Origin of the sequence: Pseudomonas sp. LTR0 (assembly GCF_036630035.1) — a bacterium.
GTDB classification, from domain to species: Bacteria; Pseudomonadota; Gammaproteobacteria; order Pseudomonadales; family Pseudomonadaceae; genus Aquipseudomonas; species Aquipseudomonas putida_Y.
Genome location: NZ_CP123734.1, coordinates 1493483 through 1510755, shown reverse-complemented (window position 1 = coordinate 1510755; position 17273 = coordinate 1493483). Strand labels below are relative to the sequence as shown.

20 protein-coding genes and 3 pseudogenes are annotated in these 17273 nt (G+C 54.1%); 7 read left to right on the top strand and 16 right to left on the bottom strand.

Annotation, left to right across the window (positions count from 1 at the left end; all coding sequences use genetic code 11):
- The first annotated feature begins 384 nt into the window (after positions 1-384).
- Positions 385-720: an XRE family transcriptional regulator gene (locus QCL51_RS07100; protein ID WP_338444699.1), complete on the top strand. Its 336-nt coding sequence runs from the start codon at positions 385-387 to the stop codon at positions 718-720.
- Positions 721-803: 83 nt separating this feature from the next.
- On the opposite strand, the gene QCL51_RS07095 is transcribed toward QCL51_RS07100, so the two are convergent.
- The 4 genes from QCL51_RS07095 to QCL51_RS07080 form a co-directional block, all read right to left on the bottom strand.
- Complete coding sequence (locus tag QCL51_RS07095) at positions 804-1037, bottom strand: hypothetical protein (protein WP_338444698.1); 234 nt, start codon at positions 1035-1037, stop codon at positions 804-806.
- An 810-nt stretch (positions 1038-1847) separates the two neighbouring features.
- A complete protein-coding gene (locus tag QCL51_RS07090) occupies positions 1848-2213 on the bottom strand; it encodes a histone-like nucleoid-structuring protein, MvaT/MvaU family (RefSeq protein ID WP_338444697.1) in 366 nt (121 codons plus the stop codon).
- Positions 2214-2286: 73 nt separating this feature from the next.
- Positions 2287-3465 carry a hypothetical protein gene (locus QCL51_RS07085; RefSeq protein WP_338444696.1) on the bottom strand — a complete coding sequence of 393 codons (1179 nt, stop codon included), beginning with the start codon at positions 3463-3465 and terminating at the stop codon, positions 2287-2289.
- Positions 3465-3791 carry a hypothetical protein gene (locus tag QCL51_RS07080; RefSeq protein WP_338444695.1) on the bottom strand — a complete coding sequence of 109 codons (327 nt, stop codon included), beginning with the start codon at positions 3789-3791 and terminating at the stop codon, positions 3465-3467. The genes QCL51_RS07085 and QCL51_RS07080 overlap by 1 nt, the downstream gene beginning before the upstream one ends.
- A 290-nt stretch (positions 3792-4081) precedes the next feature.
- Here QCL51_RS07080 and QCL51_RS07075 point away from each other — a divergent pair, with 290 nt between their 5' ends.
- On the top strand, positions 4082-4414 hold the full coding sequence (locus QCL51_RS07075) for a hypothetical protein (protein WP_338444694.1): 333 nt from the start codon (positions 4082-4084) through the stop codon (positions 4412-4414).
- 287 nt (positions 4415-4701) lie between these two features.
- Entirely contained in the window at positions 4702-5229 is a 528-nt protein-coding gene (locus QCL51_RS07070; protein WP_338444693.1) for an SH3 domain-containing protein, read from the top strand.
- Positions 5230-5238: 9 nt separating this feature from the next.
- Here the strand turns inward: QCL51_RS07070 and QCL51_RS07065 are convergent, their stop codons facing one another.
- From QCL51_RS07065 to QCL51_RS07035, 7 genes are all read right to left on the bottom strand, one after another.
- Positions 5239-5448 carry a hypothetical protein gene (locus QCL51_RS07065; RefSeq protein WP_338444692.1) on the bottom strand — a complete coding sequence of 70 codons (210 nt, stop codon included), beginning with the start codon at positions 5446-5448 and terminating at the stop codon, positions 5239-5241.
- A gap of 362 nt (positions 5449-5810) precedes the next feature.
- Positions 5811-6593, bottom strand: coding sequence for an EAL domain-containing protein (locus QCL51_RS07060; protein WP_338444691.1), 783 nt, complete (start codon positions 6591-6593; stop codon positions 5811-5813).
- Between the two features lie 83 nt (positions 6594-6676).
- A complete protein-coding gene (locus QCL51_RS07055) occupies positions 6677-6886 on the bottom strand; it encodes a hypothetical protein (RefSeq protein WP_338444690.1) in 210 nt (69 codons plus the stop codon).
- Between the two features lie 113 nt (positions 6887-6999).
- Positions 7000-7305 carry a hypothetical protein gene (locus QCL51_RS07050; RefSeq protein WP_338444689.1) on the bottom strand — a complete coding sequence of 102 codons (306 nt, stop codon included), beginning with the start codon at positions 7303-7305 and terminating at the stop codon, positions 7000-7002.
- A gap of 48 nt (positions 7306-7353) precedes the next feature.
- The gene (locus tag QCL51_RS07045; RefSeq protein ID WP_338444688.1) at positions 7354-7863 is read right to left on the bottom strand and encodes an ROK family protein; all 510 of its coding nucleotides are present in this window, start codon (positions 7861-7863) and stop codon (positions 7354-7356) included.
- Positions 7827-8198, bottom strand: a complete 372-nt coding sequence (locus QCL51_RS07040) for a hypothetical protein (RefSeq protein ID WP_338444687.1) — start codon at positions 8196-8198, stop codon at positions 7827-7829. Before QCL51_RS07040 ends, QCL51_RS07045 begins: the two co-directional genes overlap by 37 nt.
- Positions 8199-8608: 410 nt before the next feature.
- Positions 8609-9388 (bottom strand): helix-turn-helix transcriptional regulator, encoded by a 780-nt coding sequence (locus QCL51_RS07035; protein ID WP_338444686.1) that lies wholly within the window; start codon positions 9386-9388, stop codon positions 8609-8611.
- Between the two features lie 183 nt (positions 9389-9571).
- On the opposite strand from QCL51_RS07035, the gene QCL51_RS07030 reads away from it, so the two are divergent.
- The 3 genes and pseudogenes from QCL51_RS07030 to QCL51_RS07020 all read left to right on the top strand — a co-directional run.
- Complete coding sequence (locus QCL51_RS07030; protein ID WP_338444685.1) at positions 9572-10396, top strand: carbon-nitrogen hydrolase family protein; 825 nt, start codon at positions 9572-9574, stop codon at positions 10394-10396.
- 93 nt (positions 10397-10489) lie between these two features.
- Complete coding sequence (locus QCL51_RS07025) at positions 10490-11812, top strand: APC family permease (RefSeq protein WP_338444684.1); 1323 nt, start codon at positions 10490-10492, stop codon at positions 11810-11812.
- Positions 11813-12180: 368 nt separating this feature from the next.
- A pseudogene (locus QCL51_RS07020) lies at positions 12181-12453 on the top strand (hypothetical protein); the annotation flags it as partial.
- Between the two features lie 86 nt (positions 12454-12539).
- Here QCL51_RS07020 and QCL51_RS07015 read toward each other — a convergent pair.
- A pseudogene (locus QCL51_RS07015) lies at positions 12540-12812 on the bottom strand (hydrolase); the annotation flags it as partial.
- Positions 12813-12926: 114 nt separating this feature from the next.
- Here QCL51_RS07015 and QCL51_RS07010 point away from each other — a divergent pair.
- Positions 12927-13253, top strand: a pseudogene (locus tag QCL51_RS07010) (transposase); the annotation flags it as partial.
- Between the two features lie 33 nt (positions 13254-13286).
- On the opposite strand, the gene QCL51_RS07005 reads toward QCL51_RS07010, so the two are convergent.
- The 4 genes from QCL51_RS07005 to dksA form a co-directional block, all read right to left on the bottom strand.
- The gene (locus QCL51_RS07005) at positions 13287-13820 is read right to left on the bottom strand and encodes an NUDIX domain-containing protein (RefSeq protein WP_338444683.1); all 534 of its coding nucleotides are present in this window, start codon (positions 13818-13820) and stop codon (positions 13287-13289) included.
- Between the two features lie 91 nt (positions 13821-13911).
- Positions 13912-14763 carry a universal stress protein gene (locus QCL51_RS07000; RefSeq protein WP_338444682.1) on the bottom strand — a complete coding sequence of 284 codons (852 nt, stop codon included), beginning with the start codon at positions 14761-14763 and terminating at the stop codon, positions 13912-13914.
- Between the two features lie 11 nt (positions 14764-14774).
- The gene (locus tag QCL51_RS06995) at positions 14775-16262 is read right to left on the bottom strand and encodes a SulP family inorganic anion transporter (RefSeq protein WP_338444681.1); all 1488 of its coding nucleotides are present in this window, start codon (positions 16260-16262) and stop codon (positions 14775-14777) included.
- A gap of 602 nt (positions 16263-16864) precedes the next feature.
- Positions 16865-17269: an RNA polymerase-binding protein DksA gene (dksA, locus tag QCL51_RS06990; protein WP_267273197.1), complete on the bottom strand. Its 405-nt coding sequence runs from the start codon at positions 17267-17269 to the stop codon at positions 16865-16867.
- Positions 17270-17273: the final 4 nt, after the last annotated feature.

The following is a 17273-nucleotide window of genomic DNA, read 5'->3' as shown; positions in this document are numbered from 1 at the left end:
GTAGCTCATTCTTGATGCCCGTCCACATCAGAACCAAGGTGGCAATTTTTTCGCGAGAGGCGCTTAACTCCTCGCCCATCACAAGCAGCTCACTCTCAAGTAGAAGGCACTGGTGCTCGAGCAGCTCCTCTCTCGAGAAAAACCCGAAGCAGTCGCCCTGGGTCTCGTGTGAATTCTTCATAGCGCTCGTCACCGCATGGAGTACAAATGTTCTCCTTCTGAGCTTAGCGAGATACACTGTATGCATCAACAGTGCGTCGACGCAGGGGAACGCTCGTCACACCTCCTCGCTGTCCTGAACAGAGGAACATTCCATTCAGACTGAGGCAGGCCGTGACCTCTACGTGGCGTTACTGAGGACGAGCACATATGGAGGAGTTGTACATGTCACTGAAGTCATCATTCGCCATCGTGCTGCGGACGCTTCGCACCAGGCGAAAAATCTCGCAACGCGACTTCGGAGATACCAGCCGGACTTTCCTTTCCAAACTGGAAGGCGCCCGATCAAGCCTAACGCTGGACAAACTTGAGCAGGTGAGCCACCGGCTTGAACTGAGCTCATTGACGTTGCTGACCCTTACCCTGAGCCAGGAGTCTGGTAGAACTGCCGCAGAACTCATCGATGACGTCCGCTCAGAAATTGAGAGATTGGAACGCGATGGGGATGTGCCGGTCTTAGAACAGGCTGCCCGTCAATCGTGCATACCGCTGGCGTCGTAGGCACAGCTAACACAGATGTGCCCTCCAGCATCATGAATCACAGGCAGTATTCCTGCGAGTCGCCCGCTGGGTGTCGCATAACCTCAATCGCGCCCGGACGCCGCTGGTGATGAGATGGTCGGCCAAGGTTCGTCACTGCTCCAGGTTTCTTCAAGGATCGTTCTGAACACACCGCTGAGCCCGGGGTGCTTACCCGTTGCTTGGAGCTCTTGAACAAGCGCCTGCAGATCCCTGGCCTCTTGGGCCGTTAGGATCAAGTCGCAATAGTGCAGCCCTTCTGTAGCTTTTGTGAGCTGAGCTTTGTAGTCGTCCTGCATGAAAAAGCCTCTATGTGCGCCGGCGGCTACCCGTTTGCATGCTGGGTAGAAGAACCTCAAAGCTGTTCAGGATCTATGCGAGTAACCGACTTGTGTTCGTGCGACCCACTTCTTTTCAGCGCCGCCTGCATATCGCAACCTACCTGGTCTCAGCTCAAAAAAATTGGGGGCAGCTCTAAATTTGTTCACGAGGGCAAAGCTAGCCGGCCTGACGGCCGAAGAAAGCGACTTTTTTACCAAGCATCCTACCCAAAGTCAGGTGATCAACGCGTGCTGATGGTCAAAAAATAGACAGGATTTTCAGAGCGTAAAGGAATGGCAACAGCTGAAGCGGTAGGAGTGAAGCCTGATTTGGCGAGGGAGCCCGAGAGCTCGCTGCTTTTTGTTGATTACAAAATATATACTCCGTCTCGCAAAAAAAATTTCAAGGGGGGGGGTTGAAATTATTTTTCGTGAGCCCTTTTCTAATCCCCTGTCATCTACGCAAAAATGCCTGCTCTGCTGGGCGAACCAGCTCAAGCCGCACACGATCAGGCATCGCTCACATCCCGCCTTGGCGGGCTCAAAAGGCTCTGAACTGATGGCGGTTTCGAAACCGGCATCGAGTCAGTACGTCCATCCGCTTAAAGAGCATGGAGTCATTGATCGCCTGGAGCCTCTTCTATCCGCCCTACCGAAAGCAGACTCGCGATCCTGCATAGCCAGCGGGGCTACGCATTTGGTGCCGTTACTGATGGGCTCAGCAGATAAGACCTCGTTCTCAAGCCATAAAAAACCTCCGAAAGCGGAGGTTTCTTCAGTCCTTACGACTTACTTAGAGAGCCAGCTTTCTACTTCATCAGAACCGTATTCAGCTTTCCAGGATTTCAACTTCGAGTGGTTGCCGCCTTTGGTCTCAATAACTTCGCCCGTGTGGGGGTTTTTATATTGCTTGACCTGGCGAGCGCGACGCGGAGCTTTCTCAACCACTGCAGGCGCAGCACGGCGACCAGATTGCGGATCCAGTATGTTAATGATGTCACGCAAGCTGAAGCCGTACTTGGCCAGCAAATCGCACAGCTTGGTCTCAAACTCGATCTCTTTCTGAAGCTCACTGCTGCCCTTCATAGCTTCCAGCTCAGCCAACTGGGCAGCCAATTTTTGCTCAAGCTGACGAAACTCTGCCAATCGCGACATCGTGTAAACTCCCTAATATGTAGATGACCTTAAGAGAATCCTAACGCAGTTTTAGTTCAAAACCAAATAAAAATCAGGGCCACCAGTCCTCGACTTTCTTACTGCTGCTCCAGTAGCCGTACTCTGAGTTCGGCAAATCTACGGACAGGTCGATAACTTTAGAAATATCCACTTTTAATGGATCAAGGAGCTCAACTTGTTGTCTAGCCCAGCTAACCCACATCGCTAGTGCCATTTGAGTTGCTTCATCCTCAGGCGAAGCTTCGATTGTCGCCTCAATGAATGATCGCAGCCGCTGGGCGCGCTCCCAGCCTTCTAGATTTTTCATCACAATTTGACGCAACTTGTCCAGACGACGCTGCTGGTCAATCCCCTCTCTGCGCACTCGCTCCTCCTCAGCCCATCGACGGCGACTAGCTTCTTCGGATGATCGTTGGGCTTGCACAGATAGGGCGATACGAGCGAAACCTGTGAGGATCTGACCGAGCTTCGACTCAAGCCTCCCTGTCTTGCTGTCAGTCCAAGTTTTTTGAATGAGAACCTCGGATCGTGCGTCGACGATGAGGGAAAATACGCCAGTGGGCTCCCACCCAAAGCGAGCCGCTCTCATCGCGGTAACGTCAGGCCTCCATTGCTGCCCAGGCTTGAAAGGCTTCGGAGGAGGCGGTGGAATATCGAAGCGTCGCATCCGTTCCTGGATCGTGATGAGTAGCTCTTCCCCGTCGACTTGCACGAAGCTACCGTTACTACCAATGCCCCAAGTGTACCCCAACGACTCACTGGCTTTGATCAAGCTGTCGTAGAGAAGCGCGCAGCGATCCATCTCATTCCGGGATATGTGCGAGTTCAATACCCTGGTTTTGTCCAATACCAGTGCACTGTTGAGCTCCTTGGCCTTTCTCGCTGCACCAAGCCATTTTAGTACCAACGGATGAGGGTCAGTTAACTCCGTTGGCACGATCAACATCGTAGGATCTTTGATTACATTTTCTGGCCTCAGCCTGGCAGCCTTCTCGACATTCAAAACGTGAAACGTGACAGGTGTGGTAGAGGCTGGAGGCTTTGGACGACGCGGGCGCTTTGAGACCGGCTTGGCCCAGTGCCCCCGGGCAGGCAACGTGATCCCCGCTTTGCGGCAGGCCTTCGACAAGCCCACATCCGAGACACCTATTTCCTTTGCGATGATGAGAACAGGTCGCTCCCACACCATTTCAAATAGCTGCTGAGGTGTGAAGGTCTTTTCGACGTACATTACTCACCCTTTGTGGCATCCAAAGCGTTGTACCAATCAGCGTATGGCGAAAGGTCTACCCGACAGCGATTGTAGTCCGGGCTGCCGTCGTCCCACCAAACGGGCCCCCGCTCGCCCAGACGCACTTTGGCAGCATTCACTCGCGCACGCGCAGATTTGAGCATGCTCGAATCGTCGGCGCGCTTGGCCTTTTTGACATCTCGTCGAGCATCCATCAGGTCATGCACAAGGCATTGCCGATCCTGCTCATTCAATGAAGGGTTCGTGCAGCGCCAGAGCTGACCTTTGACAACAAAATAACGTCCGTCGGGTGTCGTTGGATGCATAGCGCAGATCTCGTGAGCGATACATCAGAGACACCGGAGTTGACTCAAAGGATGCATGTACGGGGGACAGATCGCCACATTATCTGACTCGTCCTTCGTGGAGGCAACGCAACCTGCCAGCTGTATGCACGAGGGGAGCAAGACAGCTTTCAATAGCGCCATAGAGCACATTTGTACTCCAAATATTCCTGTCACTGCATCCACCAACCACTCCTATCCTGCGTGTTTTCCGGAGCCCCTGTGACACAGGGTATCGTCGATGGCTGATCACTGAGAGACACAGGCAGCGTATGACTGAACATAACCAGCACGACGTACCGTCAGGCGCTTTGACGGCGCGGGACGTCTGCCAAGTGTTGCGAGAGGCGGTGTTCGGGCGCCGGACAATGACCAAGATTGGCAGCCAGTCCTGGGAGCAGGTGTACGCCTGCCATTTCGAAGTGGATGTAGAGGGATGGCGGATCACGATCTACAACGACTGTGATGAGCTGGACTATTGCGAGCGGTGCGTTAGCCCGGATGGGCAGCGCTGGGATTTCGATCCTGGTGACCGGACAGATCCGGTTGCCCTGTTATCGACATGGGAGCATCAGAGCCTGGAGCGCATGTTGAAAGCCTTGTAGAGCGTTTATGGCGTGCCCTACCGGGCCCAGCTGTCGTGAACCGAGCCATTCGCCTTGCGACGACTTGGCCCTTGGGCGACCTTTTATCAGCCCGGCGCGCTCCGCTTAGTGTCTGTCATTTAGTGATCTTTCGAAGACGGCTTGATGCCGCTAAGGCGGCTGCCGCTCCAGCCAGCCTCAGTCGGCTAAGCTGAATAGTATCGGCGATGGCAGTTGGAAAATTGCTCGCCGGGCCCTAGCCGGCCACTTCTAAAACGGACAGATTACATTTCGAGGGTGCAAAGGAAATGCGCAAGAAAGGTCAATCTTGGTTTCTGCCGCTGCTAGCTCTCCTCCTGATGATCTGGGCCATTGGCAAGAAAGATTCACCTAAAACTGAGCCACCAGTCAGCCAGGTACCGGTTAGCACTTTGGCAGCAACCTCGTCCGCAGAACCACAACCTACACAAGCCTCGGCGCCCGAGCATTTCGTCAACGCGGACAAGCTGAATTTGCGCGCTCAACCGGGAGGGAAAGTAGTCTCCAGCCTCAAGCGCGGGGAGAAGGTTCAGGTCTATGAGCAGAAACAGGAATGGGCGCGCATCAGCCTCGACGGCCAGCCGGAACGGTGGATTTCGTACACAAACCTCTGCAGCGGCTCGAACTGCTTCGTCACCCGGCAGCCGAAAAGAAACCAGCCAGCTCCCCAGCCTGCGCGCATCAACACGTCCGGCTATAGCTCTTCGTGCCCCTGCTCTTCAGGTCGAGTCTGTATAGGCCCCCGGGGCGGTCGCTACTGCATCACTTCTGGTGGGAACAAGCGGTACGGTGTGTAGTAGGGGCTTTCAGTGGCTAGGCTCCGCCGGCCCACCGAGCGCGCGCAGTTGATAGTCGGTGACTGCTTGAAACTGGTACTCCGCCATGAGACGAAGACGCTCAAGCTCAGCCCCCGTCACACCGTTGGCTTGAGCTTGGTGGTACCGTTTCAAAGCATCCACTGCATCGGTGTACATCGGATGGTCTGGAAGCAAAACCTTGCTGAGATCCTTCTTCATCTTGATTACTCTGATGACATGGGCATGGATAGCTCTGCGACGATGACAATGGCTCGACAGTTTTCAATATTTGGAGCATCGGACTCAACTAGATCCCAGTTGAGCAGGGAGGCCAGTTCAAGATTATTCAGTTTAGGCCACTCCCTCGGCGCGAAGCCCTTTAGCGTTCTGCGAATCTGAATGCTTACACTGTCATCGTCTCTCTACCGCAACAAAAGTGCAGCGGAAGACTCCCTCAAGAAACTGGGCAGCCCAGCAGGAGTCTCCATTGGCCTGTCCTGTGACAACGGACGCCCTGAGGCTGGTGATTAATCCACACAGGGTTCACAAAGGCTAGGACAAGGGGCTCTATCAGAACAACATCAATAAAGCCGTTCAATCAACGGCAATCCATTCATCTGCGGTCGAGCGAACAAGTACCCTTGCATCAAATCAATCCCCAACGCCCCCAGCGTTTGGCATTCTTCGTCAGTCTCAATCCCTTCGGCAATAAGCGTAATGCCCAACCGCTCGGCCACCAATACGATACCGGCGACGATAGCCTGGCGAACCGAATCGTGGTTGATTCCCCGAGTGAGAGCCATATCCAGCTTGAGTACAGCCGGCTGAAATTCTGCGAGTAGATTCAACCCTGAGTAACCCGAGCCGAAATCGTCAATCGCAGTGGTGAAGCCCTGTAGCTCGTACTCCTTGAAGATTGATTTCAAGTGTTCGGTGTCTTCGATCCGCTCGCCCTCGGTCACTTCGAACATCAGCAGATTGGCGGGGAAGTCGAATCTTCGAGTAGCCTCTAAGGTAGCCCGGATACATGTGCTAGCACGGTAGACGGCGTTGGGCAGAAAATTGATGCTCAATTTACACTCTTTCCGCCCCCCCAAGCCGAGCCCAGCCGCTTGCTCGATGGCCTTCACGCGACAGGCCTGATCAAAACGGTACAGATTGTCGGGCGATACCTTGGCCAAAATGTCCGCAGCGCTTTCACCGTTCAGTCCGCGAACCAGTGCCTCATAGGCGAACGGCCTACCTGAAGGCACATGGATTATGGGCTGGAACGCCATGGTAATTTCGAAATCCAGGCTAGCAAGGTCACGACATTGGGAGCAGCCAATCGCTAAAAAGGGCTGAGGGAAAACAGGTTTGCTCATGGGATATCGTAGGGGTTACGGAGTATGGCTTTGCAGAATGCTTGAATCTGCATCTCAAGCCAATCTCCCCCACCCAATCCATCTCAGTGGATTGACTGGCCTAACGTGCCGGCCTTGTGTAACTGGTAGTCGATGACTGTTTGATAAAGGTGGTCAGCTTGCACGCGAGGCCGTTCCACCTCGTCGACTGGTCGCTCTTGATCAACGGCTTGCTGATGGGCCAGTATCGCTTCAAGAGCTTGCTTCAAGAGGGACTCTCCCGCCTCAGCCATTCCCAAGATCGTTCTCTTCACTTAGGGTACCTGCAATGTCTGTTTGTGCGGTGAGTTTCGGACATCAGCATCCCAGATTCTGATCCGAAAGCGATAACCCTATGGCCGGTCGCTTACCGAATCGCCACGATGAACTATTGAGTTAGTGCATGCATGACGATCAGGCAGGTGAGTTCAGACAGTAAGGCCTGAGCATCCGCCTGGTAACCTTCGCACCACCGCTCGTGCCAATCCATCGGAGAACCCTGTTCCTCCCACTCAGCCAAGGCAAGTGCGTTGACGATCTCCATCTCAAACCAAATAGACTCCCACCTGGCAGCATCCGAGACCAGGGTTGTGTTCTGCCAGACAAACTCCGTCAGCTCCACGAACACCGACCACGACTTTAGATCCTTGTGTGCGCCACGGGCCAGTGCTATGAGCTCCGACGACGTGAGCATTGCTGTTCTACTATGACGCATTGTGGATATTCAAAATCTCGCACCTGATTAAGCTGCTTCCCGCTGAGCTGCTCGTATAGACCCTAGCGCCGCTACAAAATCTTCCGACTTCACTCGTTTGACACTGCAAGCGTTCCATAGTGATGGAATAGCATGAGTCTCGGCTGCAAGCAAAGCAGCCTCCCAGTAGCCTTTCAGTTTCAAGCTGCCACCACCCACTGCGAGACGCGAGGGGTTGAGCAAATTTATGATACTGGCCATCCCTAGCCCCAACGCCTCACCACCGGCCCTCACTGTTGCCGTGGCGATAGGGTCATCATCATTTGCCAATCGAGCGAGAGCTTCTCCACTGACGCCAAGCAAGTTGGCCATAGCCCCGCCACCGGCTATCTCATCCAGCCTCTTGACGGAACCATCAACATGCAGCGGTAGATACCCAAGCTCCCCAGCCCAGCCATTTACACCACGCAATTCCCGTCCGTGGGTCATGAATGCAGCACCGATGGCTGTGCCCGCCATGATCACGCCACCAGTAAAATCATTACTAACATCCTGCATTTCTTCCTGTAGGCCTCGACATCATTGATGACTGTTATTTGGCAACCAAGTGCTTTGAGGGAGGTTTCTGGACGCCAGCCTGTCAGATTTGGCAGGACATCGCAGCTAACGATCTCGCCATCAAAAGCGACAAGGCCAGGTACAGCGATACCAATCCTAACCGGGCACAGATTGACATCATCGATGAAGGCGTGGAGTTGGGCAGAAAAGTCTTCGGGGGAATAGCCAGGCCCCGTTTCAAAACGCTTTGAATAAGCTCCGCATACTAGCAATAACTTAGTACCGCCCAAGTCGGCGCCAATAATGATCTCATTTCCTTCGACGGCACTGTGCATTGCGATACCTTTGGTTAGCAAACGACTGGGTGGAAATATTCAGCACTTGAGTTGGAGTGGTGCATCCTCTTCAGTTGTGCGGACTGGGGAAAGCTTTAGACATTGCGCACGTCACGGCAAGTTGCCCAGCTCATCGCTCGTGATGCGGATCAAGCCTTTACCGCTAAAGGCTCGATCCTGCAGGCCTTCAAGATGATCTGGAAGACGCTCGAGCGAGGCGACATTCAAACTCTCAGGCTTCCACTCGCCCCTCCCCGATGAGGTGAGAACGCTCTCGCCTGCGTCTACGAGGTCTTGCCAGGCACGATCGTCACCGAACGTATGCAATGCCCACGGTGCACCTCGTGCATCGAAATTGTCCGAGTGACACTGTCCGAGTGACACACCTGACTTCGCTGCGGGTTTGGAAGTCAGATCTGGGCTTTAAGAAACAGATAAAAAAGCTCAGACTGCGACTTGATTCCTAGCTTACTGTAGATATGCTTGCGGTGAACCCTTACAGTTTCAGAAGATATCGAAAGCTTCCGACCTATTTCCTTGCTTGAGCAGCCGCTTAGCATCATGCGCGCAACTTCGAGCTCCCGCACTGTCAGCGGCGTTTCGACTTTATCTAAACCATTATCCAAGTGGCTTTGCCACTTAGGTGAGGGCGCGATATCCACCATTCCTTTTTCAAACCTGAACCGTTGGCGCATCGTAGCCAACACCCAGGGCTGCACTAAATTGAGTAGAGCGATCTGAGGCTCACTGAATCGCAGTCGGCTGCCCAGTGAAAGGCACAACGTACGCCCTGGGTCGAGTTGAACATTGTATTGAATTTCGTCAGCGACAACATTAAGTCGGAAATAGCGTTGATAGTAATCAGTTCTCTCGAAGCATTCAGGAGCTACGTCGTTTAAATGTACAAGGCCACTGATCGTCGCCTCTCGGCTTGCTCTATAGAACGGATCAAGGAGATAAAGACCTTTCAGATAATCCTGGAATAGTGGGTCTTCTCCACCATCTGCACCGGGAGATTCCGCATACACCAATGGCCGACCATCACTGAAAAGAAGCGCAACCCAGCTATCGAATTCAACGTATTGCTTCAGCAGTCTTACGAGACGGAGCCAGAAGTTGGGCTGATCCAGTGCTTCGAGCAACTGTCCGACTGAGCGATGCCAGGCGATGTCCTGCAGTGTAAGGTTCATGTCTACCCCATATGGGTTACCACAAGGGCGTAATTACCCTAGCCAGAGCAGCGGCGGCATACTCAATCGGGCATGGCCAGCCCGGTGCGCCTCTGTGCCACTTTACCTCAAGCTGCCGCGGTAGCTGTGCCAGACCTCTTCTTTGTCAAGCATGTGACCACCGCCGCGTCGTCAGGAGCGAAAATGAAAGTAGAACTGATCCAATTGGCTGGTCGCGACGGTGACACGGCTTACAACCTGGAGCGAACCCTCGAGGCGATTCACTCCTGTGCGTCAGACGCGGATCTCGTCGTGTTTCCGGAAACTCAGCTGATGGGTTTCCCCACCGAACAGAACATCTCGTTCATAGCCGAACCCCTCGATGGGCCCACGATCACCGCCGTGATCCATGCAGCGAAGCAGAAAAACTTAGGCGTTGTGGTGGGCCTTGCAGAAGCCGGTGAAGACGGTCGATTTTACAACACGACCGTCCTGATTACACCTGAAGGCATCGCCTTGAAGTACCGAAAAACGCATCTCTGGTCATCCGACAAGGGCATCTTCACTCCAGGTGACCGCTACGCGACAACGCTTTTTAAGGGCGTTCGGGTAGGACTTCTGATCTGTTTCGATATCGAGTTTCCCGAATCCGCGCGGGCGTTGGGGCAGCTCAGCGCAGACTTGATTCTGGTCACCAATGGCAACATGGATCCCTACGGGCCAACGCATCGCACGGCGATCAGCGGACGGGCGATGGAGAACCAGGCCTATGCGGTGATGGTCAACCGAGTCGGCGTAGGCGATGGGAATTTGATTTTCGCAGGTGGAAGCGCGGTGGTTGATCCATACGGCGAAATTCTTTGCGAAGCAGGTCGCGAGCCTTGTCGGATACAGATGGAGATCGATATGTCACGCGTGCCAGCTGCAAGGAAGGATTACAGCTATCTGGCCGAGCGCCGCTTTAACCTTCCCGGCCAGCTCAACGAGCATCCTGATGGGTTAAGGGAGCTTCTCATCCCGGCCAGCTGAGTCGCTCAGCAAACCTCATTTATATACATGCCAAGGCCTCGGCTGCGCCTTGGCAAATCCACTCCATAAAAAACACAAACCGGAGTAATAGACATGGCCCAATTGAAGCGAACCCTTTCGCTGAGTGCGGTTACGCTGTTCGGTATCGCCTACATGACGCCGATTATAGTCTTAGGCACCTTCGGAATTCTCGCCGACACCACAGGCGGATCGGTACCTTCAGCCTACCTTGCCGCATCCATCGCTATGCTCTTCACAGCCTTGAGCTACGGAAAAATGGCGAAGGCATTCCCGGTAGCGGGATCCGCCTATACATACGTTCGAAAATCCATTAGCCCGAAGCTCGGTTTCCTGGCCGGGTGGGCAGTGCTTCTCGATTATCTGTTCCTTCCCATGGCCATCTGGCTTATCGGTGCGGCCTATTTGCATTCAGCGTTCCCAAGCGTACCTCACCCGTTCTGGGTTCTCGCCTTCATCTGTCTCACCACCGTTATCAACATCGTTGGCCTGCAGTTGGCCAAAACGATCAACGGCGTCCTGATGTTGCTGCAGTTCTTGGTATTGATAGCTTTCATCGGGCTAGCTGCGCACTACGCCACCGGGGATCTCAACCAGCCCCTCTGGTCGCTCAAACCTTTCTACCAGGACAGCTTCCAACTGCCTCTCATCATGAGCGGCGCGGCCATTGCCTGCTACTCCTTCTTGGGCTTCGACGCGGTGAGTACTTTGACCGAAGAAACGCATGAGCCGCGAAAAACCATTCCTCGGGCAATTCTTCTGATCACTGTGCTGGGCGGTATCATCTTCATCGTCGCAAGCTATTTCGTACAGCTAGCACACCCTTCCACAGATTTTGCGAATGCAGACTCAGCAGCTTATGAAATTGCCAAAAATATTGGCGGTGACATCTTTGTGAGCTTCTTCCTGATCGGCTTGATCGTTGGCCAGTTCACCTCCGGCTTATCAGCGCAGGCAAGTGCTTCTAGACTTTTGTTCGCGATGGGCCGAGACGGCGTCCTCCCGAAGCGCCTTTTCGGTCGCTTGAGCGAACGTTTCGGCACACCCGTCATGAGCATCATCCTCTGCGGCATTGTTGCCCTGCTGGCGTTACGAATGGACGTTACCACCTCGACCTCCTTCATCAACTTTGGCGCATTCCTGGCGTTCAGCCTCGTTAACCTCTCAGTGATTTTTCATTACTGGCTTGCTGAAGGAAAACGTGGCCCTAAGGCAGTAATTTTGTATCTCGTCTTTCCTTTGAGTGGATTGGTAGCGGATCTGTGGCTTATGGCGAGCCTGGATCACATGGCTATCTACTTAGGACTCGCTTGGCTAGCCGTCGGGATGATCTATTTAACCGTCATCACCGGAGGTCTGCGTCGGCAGCCGCCCGAAATGCACTTCGAAGAAGCATGAGCAAGGGATAGAAGGTACCAGCACTGACGATTCAAGCCATGCGCCGCCCACCTAATCAAGCACCTGCTGTGTTGGATAGAATTAGCTGTTACTACCAGACGTTGACGTACCCCTCTACTGAATTTTCACGCAAAATAGGACAGTTTTAACCTACCCTACAAGATTGACCTCGCCCGCCTAGTAGCGGGCATTCTTTTGCTCGCAATTACCATCGGCTCGGGCCAATCGTCCGGTAGGCTGTCCGTGACTTGTCCCAGAGCAAGACCAAGCCCGAACTTTTTTCTCGTGGAATGCTGGGCAAGCGAGGAGTCAATAAGCGAGCATCAGCAGACGCTTCACTTTATTGAGGGCCTTAGAGAAATTGAACCCTCCCACTGACACAGATGTATAAACTCGAAGAGCGCGCGTTGGCAGTACATACCCGAGCCAAGCCCGACAAGCGCTTCTACGGGATCTACCTCAGTAAAGCTGGCGAGGCGTTGCTTCTCCAACTCAGCAGCATCGCCATCGAGAGCGACCTTGAGGCGACCTCGGCCCTTTGTGATAATGAGCGCAACACGCTGTTTGAATTACTCAAGAAGGTTTACCAGGACGGAATTTCTACGGCGGCGAACTGCTTCGCCTTGTGTCTGCGGTGCTAGGGGCCTACTTGCCCACTTAGTTAAACGCCCTCTTACTGACCAGCTTTCGCCTAAAGCCCCCGCATGCTTCACCGAATCCCCGCGATTCAGTCGGTAGCCATGCGCGCTACCGCTTCCGGTACAGAAGATTGCTTAACGATTACCGTCCGCGAAGGAATGTCCACGAACAGGCATTGACCATGGATGCCCCCGGCCATAACGACTTGGCTGTTACCATTGAAGACATACCATTGGCTGCGGTATGAGGCGCTGGGCGTCCATTCAGAGAAGTCTTGATTGGCGGCGTAGATAGCGGAATCCGCTCCGCGAATAACACGCTCTATCGCGCCTGGCGCAATCAACTGCTCGCTGTTGTGCTTGGCCACGATCACCGTTTTCGATAAACGTCTAAATACGTCCTTTCAGCGTCAGCCATTGCATTTACCCAATCATGGTGAATGTGAGTACAACGGTGATAGTGGCCTGACGTTATCAGCGGCTTGGCCACGTCCAAAGCCCTCGATTACAGCCTGAAACGCTGGGTAGCGCTGACGCGCTACTTGGACGATGGTGCTGTGCCCATCGACAACAATCAGGTAGAGAACCAGATACGGCCATGGGCGCTTGGCCGCTCGAACTGGTTATTTGCCGGGTCGCTGCGCAGTGGAAAAAGGGCGGCGGCAATCATGAGTCTGATCCAGTCGGCGCGTATGAATGGGCACGATCCGTATGCCTATCTCAAGGATGTGCTGATGCGGCTGCCGACACAGCGGGCGAGCGAAATCACGCAATTACTCCCGCAGCATTGGGTGCTTGCCTGAGACAGGCTAAGTGGACTTCGCCAAATAGTCAGCTCAAAGGCTGAATGGCATCAACAATTCGGAAGCGACTTTTCTCAGCATGTAGGTTTCGCGCAAAATTGATTGCCCCATCGAAGACTCGTGACGCTGCATGACGGCTTCATTGTGCGTGATGGCTTCATGCAGGTTGATCCAGACAGGCCGCATACCATTAGCGATTTCGTGGCTTTCCATTCTCACGGGCTCTAGCTGGGGCGCTACTTCGCATTGATAAAAATGCGAGGTCATGTGCATCAGGTCGTACTGTGGTTTCCAGTAGGGCCGGTACTCCTCGATGTAACCGTAATGCTGGAGCACCTGTATCTCACGAGCACCAGTCTCTTCCTCAAGCTCACGCTTCAGGCCTGTGACAATGTCCTCGTCACCATCAAGGCCGCCTCCAGGAAAGCTGAAGTCGTTATAGCGCTCGGTGAACAGCAACAGGATCTGTTCACCCCGCATCACGATGCCGCGTGCTGCATGTCGACGGAATACTCTGCCCTGCTTGGATTTCAGCTCGGGGTGAACAATTTCAGTTATGAGTCGCATATGGTCTCGTTACGGCAAGATCAGTTAGTCATCGTCCAGGGTGGCCATGGCATTTCCGCAGTTCTGGAAAGATGTGGCCAGTGGAACTGGCTCAGCGAAGCAGCAATACGGGTACAGTGGATGTACGCAGCATCGTCGTGGTCGTACTGCCTATCAGAAACTGCCTGATGCGTGAGTGCCCGTACGCTCCCATGACCAAGAGGTCAATGCCGTGCTCTGCCTGATACGCATGCAGTGTCGACTCTACTTCGCCTGGGCGGATCTCGGTATGCACCCGCGAGCCAGAAGAGGCAAGCGTGGTTCGTGCTTTCTCCAGCGCGTTCTGGTTGTCTTCAGAATCCGTTCCAACCATGACGATATGAATTGGCAGGCCTTCGCACAGCGGGCTTGAAGCAAGGGTCTGCACAGTCTTGCGGCCTGTCGCGCTGCCGTCAAATGCCACCATGACCGTTTCTGGCTTCTTAAACTGGCTGGTTGTAATCAAGATGGGACGGTGGATGGTTCGGACTACCGCTTCAATCTGGCTGCCAAGGCTCTGGGGTCTGCGCGTGCTGTCCTCACCGACCCTCCCAATCACCAATAATCGAATATCCTCTTGCAGGTCGCTCAGGCTCTCGACGAGATGGCCATGGCGCTGCTTCAGATCAGGTGACATGGCGCCAGAGATGACTGTACGCTCGCGAGCTTTTTCAAGCATGTGCTGCCCATGCTCCAAGGCCAGTTTTGCCCGCTGCGCATCCAGCTTAGCCAACTCTTCCAGTAGATGTTCTCTGCTACCGAGACCGATATTGCCACTGAGGTCAGCGGATGCAGGAAATTTCTCCCTATCCAGCACATGAAGCAGGGTCAGGGGAGCGCTGAGTCGTTGCGAGGCCCATGCTGCGTAATCGCAGACCGCCAATGAGGATTGTGAGTTATCAATGCATGCCATTACATGGGTCATTGTCGTTCTCCTTAGTGGCTCATGAGCTTGTCGATGGCACCGGGTTTGTCATGCACGCCGAAGCGGTCAACGATTGTTGCGCTGGCTTCATTAAGACCGAGCACTTCAACCTCAGCGCCTTCACGGCGGAACTTGATCACGACCTTATCCAGCGCTGCGACGGCGGTGATATCCCAGAAATGCGCCTGTGTGAGATCGATGGTGACCTTGTTAAGCGCTTCCTTGAAGTCAAAAACCTCAGTGAACTTGTCTGCAGAGCTAAAGAACACTTGGCCCACGACGTGGTAAGTCCGATGCGATTTTGACTCTTCCAGAGTGCTCTTGATATCCAGGTAGTGCCCGACCTTGTTTGCGAAGAACAGGGAGGCCAGCAGCACACCTACCAGTACGCCGTAGGCCAGGTTATGAGTGGCCACGACGACCACGACGGTCGCCACCATGACGAGGTTGGTCGACAGCGGATGCTCTTTCAGATTACGCAAAGAATCCCAGCTAAAGGTGCCGATGGACACCATGATCATCACAGCCACGAGTGCCGCCATAGGGATTTTGGAGAGCCATTCGCCAAGAAATACCACCATCAGCAGCAGGAAAACCCCGGCACACAATGTCGAGAGACGGGTGCGGCCACCAGATTTCACGTTGATGATCGACTGGCCGATCATGGCGCAACCTGCCATGCCGCCAAGCATGCCGGCAGCGATGTTGGCCACACCCTGGCCTTTGCACTCGCGGTTTTTGTTGCTGATGGTATCGGTAAGATCGTCGACGATGGTCGCGGTCATCATTGATTCGAGTAGACCCACTACTGCCAACGCAGCCGAATACGGGAAGATGATGCGCAGGGTTTCAAAATTCAGCGGAACTTCAGGCCAGAGGAAGATCGGGAGCGTGTCAGGCAGTTGGCCCATGTCACCGACGGTGCGGATATCCAAACCGAGGTAAATGGCGATGGCAGTCAGCGTCAGAATGCACACCAATGGAGAGGGGATCAGCTTGCCGATTTTCGGTACATACGGAAACAGGTAGATGATTCCCAGGCCCGCAGCGGTCATGGCATAGACATGCCAGGTGACATTGGTCAGCTCAGGCAATTGCGCCATAAAAATCAGAATCGCCAATGCGTTTACGAAGCCGGTGACTACCGAGCGTGAAACAAAGCGCATCAACGAGCCAAGCTTCAGGTAGCCGGCAAGGATTTGAAGTACGCCACATAGTAGAGTCGCGGCCAGCAGGTACTGGAGTCCATGCTCTCTTACCAGCGTAACCATCAACAGTGCCATGGCGCCTGTCGCCGCCGAGATCATTCCGGGGCGTCCGCCGACAAAGGCGATGACAGCACAGATACAGAAGGAGGCGTAGAGACCGACTTTGGGATCTACCCCGGCGATGATGGAAAAGGCGATGGCTTCCGGGATCAGCGCGAGTGCGACCACCAGCCCCGCGAGCACGTCGCCACGGACGTTGGAAAACCACGTTTGTCTAAGTTTTTGCAGCATAGAAAATATCCAAGGCAAAGCATCGCGCACGCCAAGGGAATGGCGAGCGAATCGATACAAATTCAAATTTTGAGGATTTTTTTGCTGTGTGCTGAAGGTGTAAAATCAGGCGTACAGCAGTGCGCACCCGCGAGCGAGGCTAGCGGAAGCAGGTTGTTGCGAGGGGGCGTAGCGCTAAGGCGGCGTAGGCTGCCAGTAGATCGTTTGGAGTACAGTCATGCTGGTGTTCCTGTAGCTCAAGGGGTATGCGGAGCAGAAGTATACAATGAAGCCATCGTCGATTGCGACCCGCTACCAAGCTCCGCATGAGCTGCGTCAGATACAGACTTCTCCGATGGGTACACCTGCGGGCAAGGCTTTGTTTTCCAACCGTTCTTGTCTGAGCCGGTCTGTGTGCTGAGAGGTGAGTTGGCCAGACGGTTACCGTTTGAGGTCTCTCATTTAGTGATCTTTCTAAGAGGGCTTCAGACCGCTAAGGCGGCTGGCGCTACAACCAGCCTCACTCGGCTAAGCTGAATAGTATCGGCGATGGAAGATGGAAATGAGGTATGCCTTCGAGGTTTCTCGATGCTCCGAATCATGCCGCAGGGCTGCTGAATGAGTCAGCTCTCACGCATATGCCGCTCTTGGCGCTCCTCGCGCTCCTTCGCCTCAATACTCAGCGTCGCTGTAGGGCGCAATAGCAACCGCCGCAAGCCAATGGGCTCGCCGGTTTCCTTGCACCATCCATATTCCCCGCGTGAGATTCGCTCCAAAGCTTCATCGATCTTGTCCAAGAGTTTTTTCTCGCGCTCCAGAAGGCGTAATTGCCACTGCCTCTGCTCTTCAACCGTACCCAGATCGGAAGGATCGCTGCTTGGCTCAAACTCACGCATCACCTGGAATTCTCCAGAGATGCGCTCTTGAAGCTCCGCCCGCTGACACAGCAAGAGCTCGCGAAAAAACTCCTGCTGCGCAGCATCCATGTAGGCCTCATCGGGCATTGATAGCAGTTCTTGCTCGGTCATGTCG

What these genes read in the sequence shown, in the direction of transcription:
- QCL51_RS07005 (WP_338444683.1), bottom strand. Translation starts at nt 13,820, where the DNA reads ATGCGACTCATAACTGAAATTGTTCACCCCGAGCTGAAATCCAAGCAG.
- QCL51_RS07090 (WP_338444697.1), bottom strand. Translation starts at nt 2,213, where the DNA reads ATGTCGCGATTGGCAGAGTTTCGTCAGCTTGAGCAAAAATTGGCTGCC.
- QCL51_RS06995 (WP_338444681.1), bottom strand. Translation starts at nt 16,262, where the DNA reads ATGCTGCAAAAACTTAGACAAACGTGGTTTTCCAACGTCCGTGGCGAC.
- QCL51_RS07095 (WP_338444698.1), bottom strand. Translation starts at nt 1,037, where the DNA reads ATGCAGGACGACTACAAAGCTCAGCTCACAAAAGCTACAGAAGGGCTG.
- QCL51_RS07035 (WP_338444686.1), bottom strand. Translation starts at nt 9,388, where the DNA reads ATGAACCTTACACTGCAGGACATCGCCTGGCATCGCTCAGTCGGACAG.
- QCL51_RS07100 (WP_338444699.1), top strand. Translation starts at nt 385, where the DNA reads ATGTCACTGAAGTCATCATTCGCCATCGTGCTGCGGACGCTTCGCACC.
- QCL51_RS07070 (WP_338444693.1), top strand. Translation starts at nt 4,702, where the DNA reads ATGCGCAAGAAAGGTCAATCTTGGTTTCTGCCGCTGCTAGCTCTCCTC.
- QCL51_RS07025 (WP_338444684.1), top strand. Translation starts at nt 10,490, where the DNA reads ATGGCCCAATTGAAGCGAACCCTTTCGCTGAGTGCGGTTACGCTGTTC.
- QCL51_RS07000 (WP_338444682.1), bottom strand. Translation starts at nt 14,763, where the DNA reads ATGACCCATGTAATGGCATGCATTGATAACTCACAATCCTCATTGGCG.
- QCL51_RS07040 (WP_338444687.1), bottom strand. Translation starts at nt 8,198, where the DNA reads ATGCACAGTGCCGTCGAAGGAAATGAGATCATTATTGGCGCCGACTTG.
- QCL51_RS07080 (WP_338444695.1), bottom strand. Translation starts at nt 3,791, where the DNA reads ATGCATCCAACGACACCCGACGGACGTTATTTTGTTGTCAAAGGTCAG.
- QCL51_RS07045 (WP_338444688.1), bottom strand. Translation starts at nt 7,863, where the DNA reads ATGCAGGATGTTAGTAATGATTTTACTGGTGGCGTGATCATGGCGGGC.
- QCL51_RS07030 (WP_338444685.1), top strand. Translation starts at nt 9,572, where the DNA reads ATGAAAGTAGAACTGATCCAATTGGCTGGTCGCGACGGTGACACGGCT.
- QCL51_RS07065 (WP_338444692.1), bottom strand. Translation starts at nt 5,448, where the DNA reads ATGAAGAAGGATCTCAGCAAGGTTTTGCTTCCAGACCATCCGATGTAC.
- QCL51_RS07060 (WP_338444691.1), bottom strand. Translation starts at nt 6,593, where the DNA reads ATGAGCAAACCTGTTTTCCCTCAGCCCTTTTTAGCGATTGGCTGCTCC.
- QCL51_RS07075 (WP_338444694.1), top strand. Translation starts at nt 4,082, where the DNA reads ATGACTGAACATAACCAGCACGACGTACCGTCAGGCGCTTTGACGGCG.
- dksA (WP_267273197.1), bottom strand. Translation starts at nt 17,269, where the DNA reads ATGACCGAGCAAGAACTGCTATCAATGCCCGATGAGGCCTACATGGAT.
- QCL51_RS07085 (WP_338444696.1), bottom strand. Translation starts at nt 3,465, where the DNA reads ATGTACGTCGAAAAGACCTTCACACCTCAGCAGCTATTTGAAATGGTG.
- QCL51_RS07050 (WP_338444689.1), bottom strand. Translation starts at nt 7,305, where the DNA reads ATGCTCACGTCGTCGGAGCTCATAGCACTGGCCCGTGGCGCACACAAG.